The sequence below is a fragment of the Plantactinospora sp. GCM10030261 genome, assembly GCF_042666615.1.
Lineage (GTDB): Bacteria > Actinomycetota > Actinomycetes > Mycobacteriales > Micromonosporaceae > KBS50.
This window is the reverse complement of sequence record NZ_JBHTDD010000016.1, coordinates 80,644-100,592: the sequence shown is the minus strand read 5'-3', so window position 1 is coordinate 100,592 and position 19,949 is coordinate 80,644. Positions and strand designations below refer to the sequence as shown.

Genomic DNA, 19,949 nt, shown 5'->3' with positions numbered 1-19,949 from the left:
GCGTCCGGCGGGCGAGCATCAGTTCTCGGCGCCCTGTCGTTCGTCTCGGGTGGCACGCCGGCGGGCGAGCATCAGGCGATAGCCGAACAGCACCACATAGCCGGTGAGCACCGCGCCGAGCACGCCGGTGCCCCGGCCGCCGGCCGGATGCGCGACCGTGTCCAGGAGCACCCCGAGGACCGCGGCCGCCACCACCAGCGACACGTGATTGGAGGCCCAGAACACCACAGGCGTCATCCGTTCGGGCTTCAGGTCGCGCATCGCCCCGCCGCGGAGTTGGGCGACCAGCCACCCCGACAACACCGCGGTGGCCATCATCGGAATCCAGACCAGCCAGGGCACCCAGCCGGCAAGCGCGAAGCCGGTGAGCATGAGGTAGGCAACCGGCTGGGCGAGCACGATCACGGTTACGGCACGCCGGTAGCCGACGAGGACGGGCAACGTCCGCTTGCCGACCGTGGCGTCGGACCGACGGTCGCCCAGGTTCATCACCATCATCCGGGCCGCCTGCAGCACGGCCGTCGGCAACAGGATGGCCACGAGCAGTCCCGGAACCGTCCCCAGTTGCAGGACGACCGCCACCGCCGGCCACAGGCCGTTGAGAATGGCGGCCACGGTCAACTCTCCCAAACCTCGGTAGTTGAGCCGTGCCGGTGGAGCGGTGTAGAACCAGGCCAGCGCCACGGTGACGGTGGCCAGCAACCGGGCCGGCCAGGACGGCATGGCGACCACCAGCAGGTGGGCGACGGACCAGAGCAGGAATGCGGTTCCGAGGGCGACGACCGGGGCGACCCGGCCGTCCACGAGTGCCCTGCTGCCGCCGGTCCACGGGGTGAAGTACATGTTCGCCCGATCGGCGTCGAGGTCGAAGTACTCGTTGCAGTAGTGGGTCATGACGTGCACCGTCCAGGCGAACACCTGCGCGAGGACGTACCAGCCGAGGTGCAGGGCGTGCCCCTGGTGCACGGCGACCGCCGCGCCGAGCGCGACCGGTAGCAGGTTGTAGAGCAGGAACCGTAACCGGGCGAGTTGGATGAAACCGGTCACCGAGGTCCGCGGAAGGGTGGCTTTCTCCAGCGTCGTCATTCGTCCCCCATGCCACATCGACAACCCGCCCATGGTTGCCGACGGGGCCGCCAGGTTGATTGGCAGAGACGACCATCGGACACCGGCGGAGGCGGTCGGGTAGTCGACGTCACCGGAGGCCATCAATGATCGACTCGGATTGCGGGATGTCGTGGGGTTGCGGGCCCGCAACTCCACGACATCCCGCATCTCGAGTCGATCTCGAGTCGATCCCGCGGTCGATCTCGCGTCGATCCGCGGTCGATCTCGCGTCGATCCGCGGTCGCTCTTGGCGCGAGGCACGACGACCGCGCGGGACCCGGTCAGGGTCGCCGCGCGGTCGTGGGACGCGTGCCGGGACTCGCCCGACGGGCGGGTCAGGCGGTGCCGGCCATCGCCAGCTTGAGCCAGAGCCCCAACCCGACAATGCAGGCGAACCACACGACGCCTACCAGGATCGTGTAGCGGTCCAGGTTCTTCTCAGCCACCGACGAACCTGCCAGGCTGGAGCTGACTCCGCCGCCGAACATGCTCGACAGGCCGCCACCCTTGCCCCGGTGCAGCAAGATGAGCAGCATCAACAGCACGCTGGTGATGATCAGCAGTACGACCAGCGTGTAGGCGAACCAGATCGGCATGGTCTTCGGTCAGTCCTCTCGTGATGAGCCTCACCCGGGTGTCGACCAGGTAGCGGCACGACCGGTGGGCGGGGCCCGTCAAGGATAGCGAGCCGTCAGCGCGCGATGTGCTCCGGGAACCGACAGATGTTGGCGAACTCCTCGGCGTCGATGCTCGCCCCGCCGACCAGCGCGCCGTCCACATCCGGCTGGGCCATGATCCCGGCGATGTTTGCCGCCTTGACCGACCCGCCGTAGAGCACCCGGACCTGCTCGGCCGTTTCCTTGCCGAACGTCTCCGCGAGGCGTTCCCGGACCGCGCCACACACCTCCTGGGCGTTCTCCGGCGTGGCCGTCTTGCCGGTGCCGATCGCCCATACCGGCTCGTACGCGACGACGACCCTGCTCACCTGCTCCGCGGTGAGCCCCTTGAGCGCCGCGTCGAGTTGATCGCAGCAGTGCGGCACGTGCCGCAACTCCTCGCGGATCTCCAGGCCCTCCCCCACGCACAGGATCGGCGTCAGGTCGTTGGCCAGCGCGGCGGCCACCTTGGCATTGACCAGCGCGTCGTCCTCGTGGTGGTACTGGCGCCGCTCGGAGTGCCCGACCATCACGTACGCGCAGCCGAGCTTGGCCAGCATCGGGCCGGAGATGTCGCCGGTGTAGGCGCCCGCCTGGTACGGCGACAGGTCCTGGGCGCCGTACCCGATCGCCAGCTTGTCGCCCTCGATCGCCGTCTGCACGGTACGCAGATCGGTGTACGGCGGCAGCACGACGCACTCGACGTCGGCGAGCTGCTGCGGGTTGAGGCTCGCCGCCAGCTTCTGCACCAGCAGGTTCGCCTCGAAGTGGTTGAGGTTCATCTTCCAGTTGCCGGCCATCAGTGGCCGACGAACGGGACCCGCTGCCATCAGTTCTCCAGTGCGGCGATGCCGGGGAGGGGCTTGCCCTCCAGGTATTCCAGCGAGGCACCCCCGCCGGTCGAGATGTGGTCGTATGCGGACTCGTCCAGGCCGAGCGTACGCACGGCCGCCGCCGAGTCCCCACCGCCGACCACGGTGATGCCCTTGACGTCGGCGATCGCCTCGGCCACCCCGCGGGTGCCGCCTGCGAAGGCCGGCATCTCGAACACACCCATCGGTCCGTTCCAGAACACCGTCCGGGCCGGCGCCAACTCGTCCGCGAAGGCCGCGACCGTGTCCGGGCCGATGTCCAGGCCCACCCGGTCACGCGGGATCGAGTGGGCGGGTACCACCTCGTGCGCGGCGTCCGGGGCGAACGCCGCGGCCGCCACGATGTCCACCGGCAGCACGATCTTGCCCTGCCCGCGGTCCAGCAGCTCCCGGCAGGTGTCCACCATCTCCTCCTCCAACAGGGAGGTGCCGATCGGGTGCCCCTGCGCCTTGAGGAAGGTGAAGCACATGCCGCCGCCGATGAGCAGCCGGTCCACCGTGGGCAGCAGCGCCTCGATCACGCCGAGCTTGTCGGAGACCTTGGAACCGCCGAGCACCACCACGTACGGGCGCTTGGGCTCGCCGGTGAGCTGGGAGAGAACCTCCACCTCCCGCAGCACCAGACGCCCGGCCACGTGCGGCAGCCGCTGCGGTACGTCGTACACGCTGGCGTGCTTACGGTGCACGGCGCCGAACGCGTCGTCCACGTACGCCTCGGCGAAGCCCGCGAGCTGGTCGGCGAAGGCCCCCCGCTCGGCGTCGTCCTTGCTGGTCTCCCCCTTGTTGAAACGCAGGTTCTCCAGCAGCAGGAACTGGCCCGCGGCGAGCTTGTCCGCCTCCGCCCGGGCCGACTCGCCGACCGTGTCCGAGGCGAACGCCACCGGGGCGCCGAGCAGCTCGCCGAGCCGCCCGGCCACCGGTGCCAGGCTGTACTGGGGGTCCGGGGTGCCCTTGGGACGGCCCAGGTGCGAGCAGATGATGACCGTAGCGCCGGCGTCGCGCAGTGCGGTAAGCGTGGGCAGCACCGCCCGGATCCGCCCGTCATCGCTTATCGCACCGGAGCCGGACTCCAGCGGGACGTTCAGGTCGGCGCGCACCAGGACGCGCCGACCCGAAACACCCTCGGCCAGGAGATCATCGAGGGTCCGGATGCTCACCGGGACTGACCCACCAGCTTGACCAGGTCGACCAGCCGGTTCGAGTAACCCCACTCGTTGTCGTACCAGCCGACCACCTTGACCTGGTTGCCGATCACCTTCGTGAGCGGCGCGTCGTAGATGCAGGAGGCCGGGTCGGTGACGATGTCCGAGGAGACGATCGGCTCGTCGTTGTAGGTGAGGATGCCGTTCAGCGGGCCGTCCGCCGCCGCCCGGTAGGCCGCGTTGACGTCCTCGATCGACGCGGCACGGGTCAACTCGACGGTGAGGTCGGTCGCCGAGCCGGTCGGCACCGGTACCCGCAACGCGTACCCGTCGAGCTTGCCGTTGAGCTCGGGCAACACCAGGCCGATCGCCTTGGCGGCGCCGGTGGAGGTGGGGACCACGTTGAGCGCGGCGGCGCGGGCCCGGCGCATGTCGGAGTGCGGGCCGTCCTGGAGGTTCTGGTCCTGGGTGTACGCGTGGATGGTGGTCATCAGGCCGCGCTCGATGCCGAACTGGTCGTGCAGCACCTTCGCCAGCGGCGCCAGGCAGTTCGTGGTGCAGGAGGCGTTGGAGATGATGGTGTGCTTGGCCGGGTCGTAGCTGTCCTGGTTGACCCCCATCACCAGGGTGACGTCGTCGTTCTTCGCCGGTGCCGAGATGATGACCTTCTTGGCTCCGGCGTCCACGTGCGCCTTGGCCTTGTTGCCGTCGGTGAAGAAGCCGGTCGACTCGATGACGATGTCGGCACCGAGGTCACCCCAGGGCAGCTTGCCCGGGTCCTTTTCGGAGAACACCTTGACGTGCTGACCGCCCACGGTGATCTCGTCAGCGCTCGCCTTGACCTCCTCGGAGAGCCGGCCGAGGATGCTGTCGTACTTGAGCAGGTGCGCCAGCGTGGCGTTGTCGGTCAGGTCGTTCGCGCCGACGATCTGGATGTCGGCCCCGGAGGCCAGCGCGGCCCGGAAGAAGTTGCGTCCGATCCGGCCGAAGCCGTTGATGCCAACCCGGATGGTCACAGGTCCCATCTCCTCGCATTCTGGTCCGCCAGCGCGGGCCCAACCGGCGACGGCACGACGTGCCCGCCGGCCCGGAGGGCCTGCGGCTGCTAGTCATCTCGGCCACCTCGCCGCGGTCGCAAGCGACCTGACCGCCCGAGGCGGTGCGTACGACGAGAAGCCTCGCGTTCGGCCTCGTCGCCGTACGCTTGGACCCTATCGGAGCACGGCGGGTCGCGCTGCGCAGGGGCGCAATCCGTACCCCGGACGGCGATTACCGGATCAGACGGCGAGCATGTCGGGGGTGACGGCCGCCTCGGTGTCCGGGATGCCGAGGTCCCGGGCCCGCTTGTCCGCCAGCGCCAACAACCGGCGGATCCGGCCCGCGATCGCGTCCTTGGTAAGCGGTGGGTCGGCCAACGCGCCCAGTTCCTCGAGGGATGCCTGCCGGTGTTCCAGCCGCAGTTGGCCCGCCGAGGTGAGGTGGTTGGGCGCGTCGTCGGCCAGGATCTCCAGCGCCCGGGTGACCCGTGCCGCCGCCGCGACCGCCGCCCGGGCGGACCGCCGCAGGTTGGCGTCGTCGAAGTTGGCCAGCCGGTTGGCGGTCGCCCGCACCTCGCGGCGTACCCGGCGCTCCTCCCAGGCCAGCACGCTGGCGTGCGCGCCGACCCGGGTGAGCAGCGCGGCGATCGCGTCGCCGTCCTTGACCACCACCCGGTCCACCCCGCGCACCTCGCGGGCCTTGGCGGCGATGCCGATCCGGCGGGCGGCGCCGACCAGGGCGAGCGCGGACTCCGGCCCTGGGCAGGTGATCTCCAACGCGCTGGACCGGCCCGGCTCGGTGAGCGAGCCGTGCGCCATGAACGCGCCGCGCCACGCCGCCACCGCGCAGCAGACGTTGGCCGCCACCACGTGCGGCGGCAGGCCCCGCACGGGCCGCCCCCGGACGTCCAGCAGACCGGTCTGGCGGGCCAGCGCCTCGCCGTCCTTGACCACCCGTACGATGTAGTGGCTGCCCTTACGCAGGCCACCCGAGGCCAGCACGTGGATCTCGCTGGAGTATCCGTACACGTCGGCGATCTCCCGGCGCAGCCGGCGGGCCACCGCGCCGGTGTCCAGCTCCGCCTCGACCACCACCCGTCCGGAGACGATGTGCAGCCCACCGGCGAAGCGGAGCAGGGCGGCCATCTCGGCCCGCCGGCAGCAGGGCTTGGGCACGTCCACCCGGCTCAGCTCGTCCTTGACCGCCGCCGTCATCGCCATCGTGTCGCCACCTCATGTGCCGGGTCCGGCCCCGGGCCGGGAGTTCGTACGTGTGTGGTGCCGGGAAGTTCGTATTCGCCTAACGATTCGTACTCACTTAACGATCGGCGCCCAGGAGAGGCACCAGCGCGGTCCCCAGAGCGGACGGATCGTGCCGCGGAGTGCCGTCGTCGACGGCCACCGGGGCGAGCACGAGCCGAGCGCCAAGTGATTCTGCCGCACGGCCGACCGGTTCGGGATCGCCGACCGCCTTGCCGTCGGCGAGAACCAGGTCGATCGAGATACCCGGCAGGTACCACCGCAGGGCCGCGAGGTGATCGGCGACCGACAATCCGAGGGTCTCCTTCTCCGCCGCCAGGTTGAGCGTGACCAGCCGTCTGGCCGGGCTGTCGACGATCGCGGCGGCCAGCTCGGGCACCAACAGGTGCGGAATGACGCTCGTGTACCAACTGCCCGGCCCGAAAATCAGCCAGTCAGCCTGGGCGACCGCCTCGACGGCCTGCTGGCAGGCCGGCGGGGCGACCGGCGCCAGGTTCAACGACTCCACCCGGCCGCGGGTTACGGCCACCGCGTGCTGGCCGCGCACGAGGGTCACCTCGTCGGGTCGGGCCGGGTCCAACCCGCGTACGGCGGCCTCGATCCCCACCGGCTCGCAGGACATCGGCAGCACCCGGCCCACGCTGCCGAGCATGGCACCGGCGTGCTCCAATGCCGCCACGGGGTCACCCAGCAGCTCCATCAACCCGCACAGGACCAGGTTGCCGACCGCGTGTCCGGCCAGCGGATCGCCGGCACCGGCGGGCACGCTGCCCGCGCCCGCCGGAACACTGCCCGCCCGGCCGGAAACGAACCGGTGCTGGAACAACTCCGCGCTGCGGCGGGTGGCCGGATGGTCCCCGGCCAGCGCGACCAGCGCCTGCCGCAGGTCGCCCGGCGGCAGCGCTCCTCGCTCGGCGCGCAGCCGGCCGCTGGATCCGCCGTCGTCACCGACCGTCACCACCGCGGTGATGTCCAGGTCCAGCTCGGGCGCGCACCGCCGGAGCGCGCGCAACGAGGCCGCGAGGCCGTGCCCGCCGCCGAAGGCGACCACTCTGATCATTCGCGCCCCAGATCACGATGGTGGGCGTGCGCCGCGAGCCGGGCCTGCCGCAGCCGGTCGGCCAGTTCCTCCGCGATCGCGACACTGCGATGTTTGCCGCCGGTGCAGCCCACGGCCACGGTCAGGTACCGCTTGCCCTCCCGTTCGAAGCCCGACGCGGTCGCCGCGATCAACCCGGCGTACGTCTCGACGAAGGCCAACGCGCCACTCTGGTCCAGGACGTACCGGCTGACCGCCTCCTCGCGACCGTTGTGCTCCCGCAGTTCGGGAACCCAGAACGGATTCGGCAGGAATCGGGCGTCGAGCACGAAATCGGCGTCCGGTGGCAGTCCGTACTTGAAGCCAAAGGACAGTACGGTGACCCGCAGCCGGCGGGCGTCCTCGCCGCCGAACAGCTCCTCCACCCGGCGACGCAACTGGTTGACGTTCAGGTGGCTGGTGTCGATGATCACGTCGGCCTGCTCGCGAGCCTCCTCGAGCAGGCCGCGCTCCACCGCGATGCCGTCGGCCAGCCGACCGTCACCCTGCAACGGGTGGGACCGGCGGACGCTCTCGAACCGGCGGATCAGCACCTCGTCGTCGGCGTCCACGAAGACGACCCGGGGTTGGAATCCCCGCTCCTTCAACGCCCTGATGGCCTCGGCGAGGTCGGTCGAGAAGGCCCGGCTCCGCACGTCGAGGACCATCGCGGTGCGCCGGGCGGCACCGCCGGCGGCGAACGCCAGCTCCGCCATGTCCAGCATCAACGCCTGCGGCAGGTTGTCCACCACGTAGTAGCCGACGTTCTCCAAAGCCCGGGCGACCGTGCTGCGACCGCCACCGGAGACACCCGTCACGACCACCAGTTTGGTATCCGAGCGCTCCGGTGCCCGGGCCGCCCCGTTGTCGGTGTGCGCCATCCGCGCCTCAGTCACGTCTTCCCGACCCCCCAGCCGTACCGACCATTCCCCCGTAGGCCCGGTTTCCGCGGGGCCCGGTCCGCCCGCGACTCTATCGCGCCGTCGAAGGCGGGTCGGACCGCGACCGAGACCGACCGTCAACTATCGGACAGATCGACACATTGTGACGATCTGTCATCATCCATATGCTCGCTGTGCTCGCCGCCACTTCGGCGAGCCGATCGGAGGCTGTGATGCACGATCTCGGGGACAAGAACAAGTACATGGGCTTCCTCCTCATGAAGGTGAGCCCCGAGTACTTCGCGCTGGGTGAGGAGCGGATTCGGGAGATCTCCCGCGAACACGCCCGCGACATGGCCCGTTTCGCCAACCAGCTCACCCACGTCGTGTGCACCGGCACCAACGGGACCTTCGACCAGGTCACCATCGTCGAGGCGGACAGCCTTGAGGAGATCAACGCCGCCGCCACCGCCTTCCGGCTGGGCGGCAAGGCCCGCTACATCGAGATCAACGACATCGTGATCGGCATGAAGGCCCCGCCCCGCGGCGCCGCCACCCGCCCCCTGGGCCTCTGACCCGAACCCCACCCCCAGCCCCGCCGGGCGTCCCGCTCCCGTTGATCAAGAGGTTCGCGTCAGATTTCCCCGGGAACCTGACGCGGACCTCTTGATCAACACGGGCGGTCCGGCTGGAGTGCCGCGTCCGCAGTGCCCGCAGGTGCCGCGGCGGCGCAGGTGGTACGCGATCGTCGCCACCCCGAGCGCGACGCCCCAGCCGATCCACAGCAGACTCGGCACGTTCAACGCCCAGCCGACCCGGCTGACGTCCGTCCACACGAACATCAGACCGGCCGGGATGGCGGCCACGGCCACCAGCGACGCGGGAACGACCGCGAGAGCCGGCGGCACCCGCCGCCCGGCCCGGAACCAGATCCACCGGGGATAGGTCTCGCCCCAGCGGCTCACCAGTCCATGGGTGAGGACGCCGCCGATGATCGAGGCCACGGCCAGGCCCAGCCCGACCTCCAGCATGCCCGGGGTGTCCTGCATCATCCGCAGGAACTCCGGGGTGATGCCGAGCGGCCACCCGGCGTACCAGGCGAGCCGCGTGACCTCGTACGGCAGCGGGGCGAGACAGGCCGCCAGGACGGCCCACCGGCCGATCCGGAGCAGGGTGGACCGGGACAGCGCGGCCTCCCGGTCGGGCCGCCTACCGCAGCGCGCGCACCCGCCACGGACCCGCCGTTGGTACGCCAGGGTCGCGGCGGCCCACAACACGCCGCCGACGAAGATGACGATCAGGTTGACGCGGTGCCAGTAGAGGATGTCGCCGATGCCGTCCTGCGGTCCCGGCACCCCGGTGAAGGCGAAGATCAGCAGCGCCGGCGCGAACGCGATAAGCGCGATGAGCGTGTAGTCCGGGATGACCAGCGTGAGGGCGACCGCCGCCACCCAGCCGAAGCCGACCAGGCCGACGGCAAGCCGGCCGGTGGTCGCCCCTGGGCCGGCGCCGGCGCTGCGCGCGGCGCCGACCCCGCGCGCCATCGCGATCGCGACCACCGCCCCGACCAGTCCCAGGACGGCGATCACCGGCGCCACGATCTCCACCCGGCTGCCCTCCAGTATGGAGCCGGAGGAGCGATCCGGAACGGTCGGCGCGAACGGGAAACCGGCGCCGCCGGCCCACCAGAACACCCCCAACACCGCGTACGCCGCCGACCAGCCCGCCGCCGCGTAGCCCGACCAGGCCGGCCAGCCGTACGCCACCCTCCGTATTGCGGTCCCGAACACGTGATCCCCCTCGAACGGTGATGGGTTGTCGCGTTCGAGCCTCGTCGCGCCGGTAGGCGCCGGTATCCCGCGCGAGAGCCGACCTTCTCCCCCGACCGAGGCAGCATCGATGATCAACTCTGCGTGGGGCGTGTCGCGGGGTGAGCGTCGGTCGGAACACCCGACCTGCCGCACACCCAGTCGATCATGAATCGATGGGCTGTCAGGACTCCGCGCCGTCGTTACGCAACGCCGCGATGATCGCCTCGGCGGTCCGCCGGCCGATCCCCGGCACCTCGCTGATCTCCTCGACGGTGGCCGCCGACAGCCGCTTCACCGAGCCGAACCTGCGCAGCAGGGCCTTGCGGCGCACCTCACCGAGGCCCGCCACCTCGTCCAGTCCGGAGACCGTCATCCGCTTCGACCGACGCTGCCGGTGGTAGGTGATGGCGAACCGGTGCGCCTCGTCGCGTACCCGCTGCATGAGATAGAGCGCCTCCGAGCCGCGCGGCAGGATCACCGGGTAGTCGTCGTCGGGCAGCCACACCTCCTCCATGCGCTTGGCCAGGCCGCACAGCGCGATGTCGTCGATGCCCAGTTTGGCCAGCGTCGCCGCGGCGGCGGCCACCTGCGGCTGGCCGCCGTCCACCACCACCAGCTGCGGCGGGTACGCGAACTTGCGCGGCCGGCCGGTCGTCGGGTCGACCAGGGCGCCGATCCGGGTCTCTTCGGCGGCGGCGTCGCCGCCCGGGGCCGCGGACAGCTCGTCAGCCGGCCGGTCCGGGTCGCTTGCGGTTTCCACCGCCAGCTCGCCCAGTTCGGCGCGGCTTTCCAGGTAGCGCGCGAACCGGCGGCGCAGCACCTCGGACAGGGCGGACAGGTCATCGGTCGCGCCACGGACCGCGAACCGCCGGTATTCGCTCTTACGTGCCAGCCCGTCCTCGAAGACCACCATGCTGGCCACCACGTCGGTGCCCTGGATCTGCGACACGTCGTAGCACTCGATACGCAGCGGCGCGGTGCTCATGCCGAGCGCCTCCGCCAGCTCGTCGAGGGCCTGGTTGCGGGTGGTCAGATCACCGGAGCGGCGCAGCTTGTGCCGGGTCAGGGACTCCCCGGCATTGCGGCCCACCGTCTCCAGCAGGGCCCGCTTGTCACCGCGTTGCGGCACCCGCAGCGACACCCGGCTGCCGCGCTTCTGGGACAGCCAGTCGGCGAGCGCGTCGGCGTCCGCCGGCAACGCCGGCACCAGCAGCTCCCGCGGCACGTCGGCCTCGCCGTGCTGCTCGCCGTACACCTGGGTGCAGAAGTGGTGGACGAGGTCGCCGGTGGTCAACTCCTCGACCTTCTCCACCACCCAGCCCCGCTGGCCACGGACCCGGCCGTCGCGGACGTGGAATACCTGGACGGCGGCCTCCAGCGGGTCCTCGGCGAAGGCCACCACGTCGGCGTCCGTGCCGTCCCCGAGCACCACCGCCTGCTTCTCGGTGGCCCGGCGCAGCGCCGCCAGGTCGTCGCGCAGCCGCGCCGCCCGCTCGAACTCCAGTGCCTCGCTGGCCTCGCCCATCTCCCGTTCCAGCTTGCGCGCCATGGCGTCGGTGCGGCCGCCCATGAAGTCGCAGAACCCGTCGACGATCCCGCGGTGTTCCTCGGGGCTCACCCGCCCCACGCAGGGCGCCGAACACTTGCCGATGTCCCCGAGCAGGCACGGCCGGCCCACCTGGGCGGCCCGCTTGAACACCCCGGCCGAGCAGGTGCGCGCCGGGAATACCCGGAGCAGCAGGTCGAGCGTCTCGCGGATCGCCCAGGCGTGTGAGTACGGCCCGAAGTAGCGCACCCCCTTGCGTTTGCTGCCCCGCATCACCTGGAGCCGGGGGAACTCCTCGTCGAGGGTGACCGCGAGGTAGGGGTAGGACTTGTCGTCCCGGTAACGCACGTTGAACTTCGGGTCGAACTGCTTGATCCAGGTGAACTCCTGCTGGAGTGCCTCGACCTCGGTGCCGACCATCATCCAGTCCACCCGGACGGCGGTGGTGACCATCTGCCGGGTGCGCTGGTGCAGGCCCCACGGGTCGGCGAAGTAGGAGTTGACGCGGCTGCGGAGGTTCTTCGCCTTGCCGACGTAGATCACCCGACCGGTGGCGTCCCAGAAGCGGTAGACGCCGGGCGACTCCGGGATGGTGCCCGGGGCGGGACGGTAGGTCGCGGGATCTGCCACGGGCCAAGCGTAATCCGTACCTCTGTCAAGATCACCTCAGCGGATGACGGGCCGCTTGTCGGGTGTGGCGGACAAGATGCCCCCTGCTCGCGGTCAGGCCAGGGTGATGCTGTCGCCGGAGACGGTGACGTCGCGGGGCGGCAGCGGCTTCGTCGCCGGCCCGGACTGCGCCGACCCGTCCGCGATGGAGAACCGGCTGCCGTGGCAGGTGCAGTTGATGGAGCCGTTCTCGATCCGGGCCACCGGGCAGTTCTGGTGGGTGCAGATGGCGCTGAACGCCTTGAACTGCCCGGCCGCCGGCTGGGTCACCACCACGCTCTGATCCGCGAAGATCTTCCCGCCGCCGACGGGGATCTCCGACGTCTTGGCCAGCGCGGCGCCGCCGCCGTCCGCCCCGCCCGTCTCGCCGTCCCCCGGTTCGCCGCCGTCCGTCGTGCCGGCACTCGGCTGGGTCGGCGCGCTGTCGTCGGAGTCCGTGCCGCAGGCGGCCAGCAGGACCGATGCCCCGGCCGCCCCGGCACCGGCCAGCAGCGCACGCCGGGTACGGGAGAACGTTGGCTTCGTCGTCTGGTCGTCGTCGCTCATGCAAACCCTCTCTCGGCTGCCGCCGCCGCTGGTCAGCGTACGGCCACGTCCGTTCACACGCAGATGTCCCCACCACGGTTCAACCGCCGCCCGACCTGCGGGTCACGGTCCGTCAGGTGACCGTCCGTGCGGCGGCCTTCGCTCCCCGGCCGCTCGCCTTGCCACCCCCACCGCTCGCCTTGCCCGCGGCCCCGCTCGCCTTGCCCGCGGCCCCGCTCGCCTTGCCACCCCCACCCCTCGCCTTGGAGCTCCCGCCGGTGGCCTTGGTGTTCCGGCCGTCGCCGCTGTTGGCCCGGTTGGCCCGGTCGGTCGCCTCGGCGGCCCCGGCGGCCACCCCGGTAAGCCCCAGGACGGGCCGCAGGTGCTGACCGGTGTAGCTCTCGGGCACCTCGGCGATCTCCTCCGGCGTACCGGCGGCGATCACCGTGCCACCCCGGTGGCCGCCCTCCGGACCCATGTCGATCAACCAGTCCGCCGTCTTGATCACATCGAGGTTGTGCTCGATGGTGATCACCGTGTTGCCCTTGTCGACCAGACCGTCGAGCACCCCGAGCAGCTTCCGGATGTCCTCGAAGTGCAGCCCGGTGGTCGGCTCGTCGAGGACGTAGACCGTGCGTCCGGTGGACCGCTTCTGCAACTCCGACGCGAGCTTCACGCGCTGCGCCTCACCACCGGACAGGGTGGGCGCCGGCTGACCCAGGCGGACGTACCCGAGCCCCACGTCCACGAGCGTCTTGAGGTGCCGGTGGATCGCCGGGATGGCCTCGAAGAAGGTGGCCGCCTCCTCGATCGGCATCTCCAGGACCTCGGAGACGGTCTTGCCCTTGTAGTGCACCTCCAGGGTCTCCCGGTTGTACCGGGCGCCCTTGCACACCTCGCACGGCACGTACACGTCCGGCAGGAAGTTCATCTCGATCTTGATCGTGCCGTCACCGCTGCACGCCTCGCACCGGCCGCCCTTGACGTTGAACGAGAACCGGCCCGGACCGTACCCCCGGACCTTGGCCTCGGTGGTCTCGGCGAACAGCTTTCGGATGTGGTCCCAGACCCCGGTGTAGGTGGCCGGGTTGGACCGGGGTGTCCGGCCGATCGGCGACTGGTCCACCCCGACCACCTTGTCGACCTGGTCGAGGCCGGTGATCCGGGTGTGCCGGCCGGGCACCAGCCGGGCACCGTTGATCTGGTTGGCGAGCACGGCGTGCAGGATGTCGTTGACAAGCGTCGACTTGCCCGAGCCACTCACCCCGGTGACCGCGATCAACTGGCCGAGCGGGAACGGCACGGTGATGTTGCGCAGGTTGTGCTCCCGCGCACCGTGTACGACGATCTCCCGCCCCGGCAGCTGCGGGCGTCGCCCGCCGGGGACCGGGATGGAGCGGTGCCCGGCCAGGTACGCCCCCGTCACCGATTCGGGATTGGCCAGCAGTTCCGGCACCGAGCCGCTGTGCACGATCCGGCCGCCGTGCTCACCGGCCCCCGGGCCGATGTCGACCACCCAGTCAGCGGTCCGGATCGTGTCCTCGTCGTGCTCGACCACGATAAGTGTGTTGCCGAGCCCCTTGAGCCGGACCAGCGTCTCGATGAGCCGGTGGTTGTCCCGTTGGTGCAGGCCGATCGACGGCTCGTCGAGGACGTACAGCACGCCGACCAGGCCGGAGCCGATCTGCGTGGCCAACCGGATCCGCTGCGCCTCGCCACCGGACAGGGTCCCGGCCGGACGGTCCAGGGACAGGTAGTCCAGTCCGACGTCGACCAGGAACCGCAGCCGGGCGTTGATCTCCTTGAGCACCCGCTCGGCGATCATCTTCTGCCGGTCGGTGAGCTCCATCGCGCCGAGCAGGTCGGCGCACTCGCCAACGGAGAGCGCGCAGACCTCGGCGATGCTGCGTCCGCCGAGGGTCACCGCCAGCACCTCCGGCTTGAGCCGGGCACCCCCGCAGGACGCGCACGGCACGTCACGCATGTATCCCTCGTACCTGTCCCGCGACCAGTCCGACTCGGTGTCCGAGTGACGGCGCTCGATCCACTGCACCACACCCTCGAAGCCGGTGTAGTAGGACCGCTCGCGACCGTACTTGTTGCGGTAACGCACGTGCACCTGGTCGTCGGAGCCGTGCAGGATCGTCTTCTGCGCCCGGGACGGCAGCGCCCGCCACGGCGTGTCCAGGTTGAAGTGCTCGGCGTCGCCTAGCGCCTCCAGCAGCCGGAGGAAGTATTCCAGGGTATGGCCGCCGGACCAGGGCTGGATCGCGCCCTCCCGCAGCGTCCGCTCCGGGTCGGGCACCAGCAGCTCCGGATCGACCTCCTTCTTGGTGCCCAGGCCGGTGCACTCGGGGCAGGCGCCGTACGGGGCGTTGAAGGAGAAGACCCGCGGCTCCAGGTCCTCGATCGCGAGGGGATGGTCGTTGGGACAGGCCAGGTGCTCCGAGTAGCGGCGCTCCCGGTGCGGGTCGTCCTCGGCCAGGTCGACGAAATCCAGCAGCACCAGTCCGTTGGAGAGGGCGAGCGCGGATTCGACCGAGTCGGTGAGCCGCCGCTTGGCGCTGGCCTTCACGGTGAGCCGGTCGACCACCACCTCGATGGTGTGCTTCTCCTGCTTCTTGAGCTTCGGCGGCTCGGTCAGCGGATGCACGACCCCGTCCACCCGGGCCCGGGCGTACCCCTTGGACTGCAGCTCGGCGAAGAGGTCGACGTACTCCCCCTTGCGCCCGCGCACCACCGGCGCCAGCACCATGAATCGGGTGCCCTCCGGCATCGCGAGGACGCGGTCGACGATCTGCTGCGGGCTCTGTCGGGAGATCCGCTCACCGCAGACCGGGCAGTGCGGCTCGCCCACCCGCGCGAACAGCAGCCGCAGGTAGTCGTAGACCTCGGTGATGGTCCCCACCGTCGAGCGCGGGTTGCGGGAGGTGGACTTCTGGTCGATCGACACCGCCGGGCTCAGTCCCTCGATGAAGTCGACGTCGGGCTTGTCCATCTGGCCGAGGAACTGCCGGGCGTACGACGACAACGACTCGACGTACCGCCGCTGGCCCTCGGCGAAGATGGTGTCGAAGGCCAGGCTCGACTTGCCGGAACCGGACAGCCCGGTGAACACGATGAGCGCGTCCCGCGGCAGGTCGAGGCTGACGTCACGCAGGTTGTGCTCGCGCGCGCCACGGATGATCAGTCGGTCGGCCACTGTGCGTGTGCTCCCGGGGAGAAAGTGCGGGTCTGTCCGTTACGACGGCGCGAAGATGGCGCCTGCGCAACTCTAGCCCCGGGGTAGGACACTGTCGCCGACCCGCACATTCCCCCAGGTCACCCGCGCCACACCGAGCCGGCGCTCGCGACCCGGCCCAGGCGCCCGACCGGGCCGACCGCACACCGTCAGCCGGCGAACGGCGGGTGGTGGTGGCGACCGGGCCGCTGATCGTGCCGCCGGCGACGGCGCCACTCGACGTCCTGCCGCTTGTCCGCCAGCCGGGCGTCCCGCCGGCCGGTCTCGACCGCTACCTCGCGGTTCAGTCGCTGCCAGCTCTCCCACCGTCGCGGGGCAAGGTTTCCGGACTCCAGCGCGCCGCGCACCGCGCAGCCGGGCTCCACCCGGTGCGCGCAGTCGGCGAACCGGCAGGCCCCGATCAGCTCGGTCACGTCCGCGAAGGCCCGCGCCAGGCCGTCGGTCGCGGCCTGCAACCCCACCGCCCGGATGCCCGGCGTGTCCAGCACCGCGCCACCGCCGGGGATCGGGACCAGCGCCCGGTGGGTCGTGGTGTGCCGGCCCTTGCCGTCCACCCGGCGGATCGCCTGGGTGACCATCGCGGTGCTCCCGACCAGCCCGTTCACCAGCGAGGACTTGCCCGCACCGGACGGACCCAGCAGGCCCAGCGTCCTCCCCGGGGCCGCGTAGGGCCGCAGCGCGGCCAGGCCACCCGGCCGGTGCGCGGTCACCGGGAGCACCGGGACCCCGGGCGCGACCTCGGCAAGCTGATCGGCCAGCGCGGCCGGGTCCGCCGCGAGATCACACTTGGTGAGTACGACGAGCGGCTCGGCGCCGGACTCCCAGGCCAGCGCGAGCAGCCGCTCGATCCGGTCGATGTCCGGTTCCGGATGGACGGGCTCGATGACGGCTGCCGTGTCGAGATTGGCCGCCAACACCTGTCCGGTGGAGTCCTTTCCCGCGGTCCGCCGGATCACCACGGTGTGCCGGGGAAGCACAGCCTCGGCGGTGATCCGGTCGTCCGGCCAGCGCCGGACCAGCACCCAGTCGCCGGCGCACGGCAGGTCGGCCGGATCCTTGGCGGCCGCCGCGAGGACCGCGCCGCCCAGGCTGGCCCGGACCGGGCCGTCGACACCGAGCACGGTGAGGACCCCGCGATCGGCCCGGGTCACGCGGCCGGGGTGCAGGTCGGGACAGCGCCCGGCCCGCTCCGCCAGCGCCGGGCTCCAGCCCAACGCCCAGAGATCAATAGTCATGTCAACCCTTCGGTCGAACGTACGTCTGGGAACGGCTGGCACGGTGACCGGCATGATCCCCACCTCCCTCGCCGGTTCGGGTGACGCGGCCGACATCGACGGTAGGCGCACCGCCGGACCCCTCGAAAGCAATTTCCGGTGCTCCAGGACGACGCCGACCGGTTAGGGTCTGATCCCGTGACCGTTGACCCGCTCGTTCTCGTCGTCGAGGTGGATCGCGCGACCGACCGGCTGCTGGACACAGCGACCCGGTTGGACGAGCCGGCGGTCCGCGGCCCGTCACTGCTCCCGGGCTGGTCCCGTGGGCACGTGCTGACCCATCTGGCCCGGCAGGCCGACGCCCAGGTCAACATGCTGACCTCGGCGCGGACCGGCGAACACCTCCCGGCGTACCGGAGCGAGGAGGCCCGGGCCGCGGACATCGCGGCCGGCGCGGACCGGTCCCCCGCGGACCTGCTCGCCGACCTGCGTACGGCGACCGAACGGCTCACCGACGCGATCGAGGCGATGCCGCCGGAGGCGTGGGCCGCCACGGTGACCGGCCGGCGTGGGCCGCAACCCGCCGCGACCCTGATGTGGGCCCGGCTGCGGGAGGTGGAGGTGCATCACGTCGACCTCGACGCCGGGTACGCCCCGGCGGACTGGCCCGCGGCGTTCGCCCACCACCTGTTGCACGAGGTGGTGGCCGACCTCGGCCGACGACCCGACGCGCCGGCGATGGTGCTGCGGCCGGCCGACGGTCGGGAGTTGACGGTCGGTGAACCGGAGGGCGCGCCCACGATCTCCGGTCCGGCGCCGGTGCTGGCGGCGTGGCTCGTCGGGCGGTCCGGCGCGGCCGGGCTTACGGTGACTCCGGACGACGCCCTACCGACCCCACCCGAGTGGATCTGAGGCCGGACCCGCAGTCACGAAAGGTTTACCGCATGACCTACAGCGGAGACGTCGCCACCGGCGGCCCGACCGATGTACGCGAACTCGACCGGCTGACCGTCACCAAGGTGTCGGTCGGTCCCATGGACAACAATGCGTTCCTGCTGCGCTGCCGGTCCACCGGGGACCAGGTGCTGATCGACGCCGCCAACGAGGCGCCCCGGCTGCTGGACCTGGCCGGGGAGGCAGGGCTGTCCACTGTGGTCACCACCCATCAGCACATGGATCACTGGGTGGCGTTGGAGGAGGTCGTGGCGGCGACCGGCGCCCGTTCACTGGTGCACGTCGACGACGCCGAGGGGCTGCCGATCCCGTCCGAGACGCTGCGCGACGGTGACACCGTCGCGGTGGGTGACTGCACCCTGGAGGTCATCCATCTGGTCGGGCACACGCCGGGCTCGATCGCGCTGCTCTACCGCGACCCCGCCGGCATCCCGCACCTGTTCACCGGCGACTCGCTGTTTCCCGGCGGGGTGGGCAACACCCACCAGGACCCGGCGGCGTTCGCCAGTTTGATCAACGATGTCGAGCAGAAGCTGTTCGACCGGCTGCCGGACGAGACGTGGGTGTATCCCGGCCACGGCAAGGACACCACCCTCGGTGCCGAGCGCCCGGAGGTGCCGACCTGGCGGGCCCGCGGCTGGTGACCAGCACGGCACCGTTCGCGCCGCGTCAGCCCGGCTCGAACGGATTAACGGTGGCCACCCCGGTCCGCGCCATGTCCACGACATTCCGCGTGACCACGATCAGCCGGTGCACTCGCGCCGTGGCCGCCACCAACCCGTCGATGATCGGTGGCGGCTTCGGCGGAACGTGGCGACTCCCATCCAGTCTGTCCAGATGTTGGCTCCACCGTGACTTTCAGCGGGTCTCGCAGTGCCGCTTGAGCGACTCGCCCTCGGTGGTGACGTACCGCTGGATGAGGCCGCCGTAGGCCGCCCGTGCCACCGGCGCCATCCAGCCGTCGAGGTCGAAGGTCAGCGTCACCACGGTTCCGCTCGGGCCCTCGACGACCCGGTGGTCCGCCACGGCCCGCACCGCCGAACTGGTCGACGCCCACACGAATGACCGGCCAGGCTCGAACTTCGTCACGGTCATCACCGCCGGCCGGAGCCGGGGCTGCTCGATCCGGATCCGGCTGCCGAACCGCAGCGGTCCGTCGTCGAGCTGGTCGACCCGACGCACGGTCGGCGTCCAGTCCGGCCACCGGCGAACGTCGGCGAGCACCCGCCAGACGTCCTCGGCGGGTGCGTTGATCGTCACTTCTGTCGCATAGCGCATGAGGGTTCTCCCGCATCGGTTCGTGGGTGCCGCGCCGTCCCGGACGACGCGATGTACCAGATGGTACGTGTACCATCTGGTACATGAGCAGCCGGCAGCGACTCCTGGACGCGACGGTCGAGCAGGTGACCACCCTCGGCATCGGTGACCTGAGCCTCCGGCAACTCGCCGCCGCGCTCGGCACCAGCCACCGGATGCTGATCTACCACTTCGGTTCGAAGGAGGGTCTGCTGGTCGCGGTGGTCCAGGAGATGGAGCGGCGGCAGCGGGACGCGCTGCGCACCACGGCGCCCGACGGCTCTCCGGTGGACCTCGCCCGCCAGTTCTGGCGGCGGATCAGCGACCCCGAGCTGTGGTCGCACGAACGCCTCTTCTTCGAGGTGTACGGCCAGGCGTTGCAGGGCCGCCCGTACGCGGTCCGGCTGCTGGACGGGGTGATCGAAGACTGGGTGGCGCCGGTGGCGACCGGCCTGGAGTCGTTCGGGCTGCCGGAAGCCGCCGCGCGCGCCGAGGCCCGACTGGGTCTGGCGGTGGTCCGGGGCCTGCTGCTGGACCTGCTGGCCACCGGAGACCGGGCCGGCGTCGACGACGCGATGGAGACCTACCTGGAGTCCGTCGCGGCCCGGCTCGCCGCGCTGCCGACCCACTGACGCCACCCGCCCTCCCGCGTCATACGCC

17 protein-coding genes and 1 pseudogene are annotated in these 19,949 nt (G+C 71.1%); 4 read left to right on the top strand and 14 right to left on the bottom strand.

From position 1 onward, the window contains the following. Positions 1–18 precede the first annotated feature (18 nt). The 8 genes from ACFQUZ_RS19790 to rapZ all read right to left on the bottom strand — a co-directional run bounded on the left by ACFQUZ_RS19790 (position 19) and on the right by rapZ (position 8,033). Positions 19–1,086, bottom strand: a complete 1,068-nt coding sequence (locus ACFQUZ_RS19790; protein ID WP_377444210.1) for a prenyltransferase — start codon at positions 1,084–1,086, stop codon at positions 19–21. 356 nt (positions 1,087–1,442) lie between these two features. Beyond that, the gene (gene secG, locus ACFQUZ_RS19785; RefSeq protein WP_377444208.1) at positions 1,443–1,703 is read right to left on the bottom strand and encodes a preprotein translocase subunit SecG; all 261 of its coding nucleotides are present in this window, start codon (positions 1,701–1,703) and stop codon (positions 1,443–1,445) included. A gap of 95 nt (positions 1,704–1,798) precedes the next feature. Continuing rightward, positions 1,799–2,593, bottom strand: a complete 795-nt coding sequence (gene tpiA, locus ACFQUZ_RS19780) for a triose-phosphate isomerase (protein ID WP_377444206.1) — start codon at positions 2,591–2,593, stop codon at positions 1,799–1,801. Beyond that, a complete protein-coding gene (locus ACFQUZ_RS19775) occupies positions 2,593–3,792 on the bottom strand; it encodes a phosphoglycerate kinase (RefSeq protein WP_377444204.1) in 1,200 nt (399 codons plus the stop codon). Before ACFQUZ_RS19775 ends, tpiA begins: the two co-directional genes overlap by 1 nt. After that, complete coding sequence (gap, locus tag ACFQUZ_RS19770) at positions 3,789–4,793, bottom strand: type I glyceraldehyde-3-phosphate dehydrogenase (protein WP_377444360.1); 1,005 nt, start codon at positions 4,791–4,793, stop codon at positions 3,789–3,791. Before gap ends, ACFQUZ_RS19775 begins: the two co-directional genes overlap by 4 nt. A gap of 261 nt (positions 4,794–5,054) precedes the next feature. Next, the gene (gene whiA, locus ACFQUZ_RS19765) at positions 5,055–6,035 is read right to left on the bottom strand and encodes a DNA-binding protein WhiA (RefSeq protein ID WP_377444202.1); all 981 of its coding nucleotides are present in this window, start codon (positions 6,033–6,035) and stop codon (positions 5,055–5,057) included. Between the two features lie 97 nt (positions 6,036–6,132). Next, complete coding sequence (locus tag ACFQUZ_RS19760) at positions 6,133–7,134, bottom strand: 2-phospho-L-lactate transferase CofD family protein (RefSeq protein WP_377444200.1); 1,002 nt, start codon at positions 7,132–7,134, stop codon at positions 6,133–6,135. Beyond that, entirely contained in the window at positions 7,131–8,033 is a 903-nt protein-coding gene (rapZ, locus tag ACFQUZ_RS19755) for an RNase adapter RapZ (protein ID WP_377444358.1), read from the bottom strand. Before rapZ ends, ACFQUZ_RS19760 begins: the two co-directional genes overlap by 4 nt. A 233-nt stretch (positions 8,034–8,266) precedes the next feature. On the opposite strand from rapZ, the gene ACFQUZ_RS19750 reads away from it, so the two are divergent. Continuing rightward, positions 8,267–8,608 (top strand): hypothetical protein, encoded by a 342-nt coding sequence (locus ACFQUZ_RS19750; protein WP_377444198.1) that lies wholly within the window; start codon positions 8,267–8,269, stop codon positions 8,606–8,608. 45 nt (positions 8,609–8,653) lie between these two features. Here ACFQUZ_RS19750 and ACFQUZ_RS19745 read toward each other — a convergent pair whose 3' ends face one another. The 5 genes and pseudogenes from ACFQUZ_RS19745 to rsgA all read right to left on the bottom strand — a co-directional run bounded on the left by ACFQUZ_RS19745 (position 8,654) and on the right by rsgA (position 17,060). Beyond that, a complete protein-coding gene (locus tag ACFQUZ_RS19745) occupies positions 8,654–9,799 on the bottom strand; it encodes an NYN domain-containing protein (protein WP_377444196.1) in 1,146 nt (381 codons plus the stop codon). Between the two features lie 226 nt (positions 9,800–10,025). Next, entirely contained in the window at positions 10,026–12,020 is a 1,995-nt protein-coding gene (gene uvrC / locus ACFQUZ_RS19740) for an excinuclease ABC subunit UvrC (protein WP_377444195.1), read from the bottom strand. Positions 12,021–12,113: 93 nt separating this feature from the next. Continuing rightward, positions 12,114–12,605 (bottom strand): Rieske (2Fe-2S) protein, encoded by a 492-nt coding sequence (locus ACFQUZ_RS19735; protein ID WP_377444194.1) that lies wholly within the window; start codon positions 12,603–12,605, stop codon positions 12,114–12,116. A gap of 238 nt (positions 12,606–12,843) precedes the next feature. Further along, a pseudogene (gene uvrA / locus ACFQUZ_RS19730) lies at positions 12,844–15,786 on the bottom strand (excinuclease ABC subunit UvrA); the annotation flags it as partial. A 188-nt stretch (positions 15,787–15,974) separates the two neighbouring features. Then, complete coding sequence (gene rsgA / locus ACFQUZ_RS19725) at positions 15,975–17,060, bottom strand: ribosome small subunit-dependent GTPase A (protein WP_377444192.1); 1,086 nt, start codon at positions 17,058–17,060, stop codon at positions 15,975–15,977. A 177-nt stretch (positions 17,061–17,237) separates the two neighbouring features. Here rsgA and ACFQUZ_RS19720 point away from each other — a divergent pair, with 177 nt between their 5' ends. Together ACFQUZ_RS19720 and ACFQUZ_RS19715 are read left to right on the top strand one after the other, a co-directional pair. After that, complete coding sequence (locus ACFQUZ_RS19720; protein WP_377444191.1) at positions 17,238–17,951, top strand: maleylpyruvate isomerase family mycothiol-dependent enzyme; 714 nt, start codon at positions 17,238–17,240, stop codon at positions 17,949–17,951. Positions 17,952–17,983: 32 nt separating this feature from the next. Beyond that, positions 17,984–18,637 carry an MBL fold metallo-hydrolase gene (locus ACFQUZ_RS19715; protein ID WP_377444189.1) on the top strand — a complete coding sequence of 218 codons (654 nt, stop codon included), beginning with the start codon at positions 17,984–17,986 and terminating at the stop codon, positions 18,635–18,637. Between the two features lie 214 nt (positions 18,638–18,851). Here ACFQUZ_RS19715 and ACFQUZ_RS19710 read toward each other — a convergent pair whose 3' ends face one another. Next, complete coding sequence (locus tag ACFQUZ_RS19710) at positions 18,852–19,271, bottom strand: SRPBCC family protein (RefSeq protein ID WP_377444188.1); 420 nt, start codon at positions 19,269–19,271, stop codon at positions 18,852–18,854. Between the two features lie 83 nt (positions 19,272–19,354). Here ACFQUZ_RS19710 and ACFQUZ_RS19705 point away from each other — a divergent pair, with 83 nt between their 5' ends. Next, on the top strand, positions 19,355–19,921 hold the full coding sequence (locus ACFQUZ_RS19705) for a TetR/AcrR family transcriptional regulator (RefSeq protein ID WP_377444186.1): 567 nt from the start codon (positions 19,355–19,357) through the stop codon (positions 19,919–19,921). Positions 19,922–19,949: the final 28 nt, after the last annotated feature.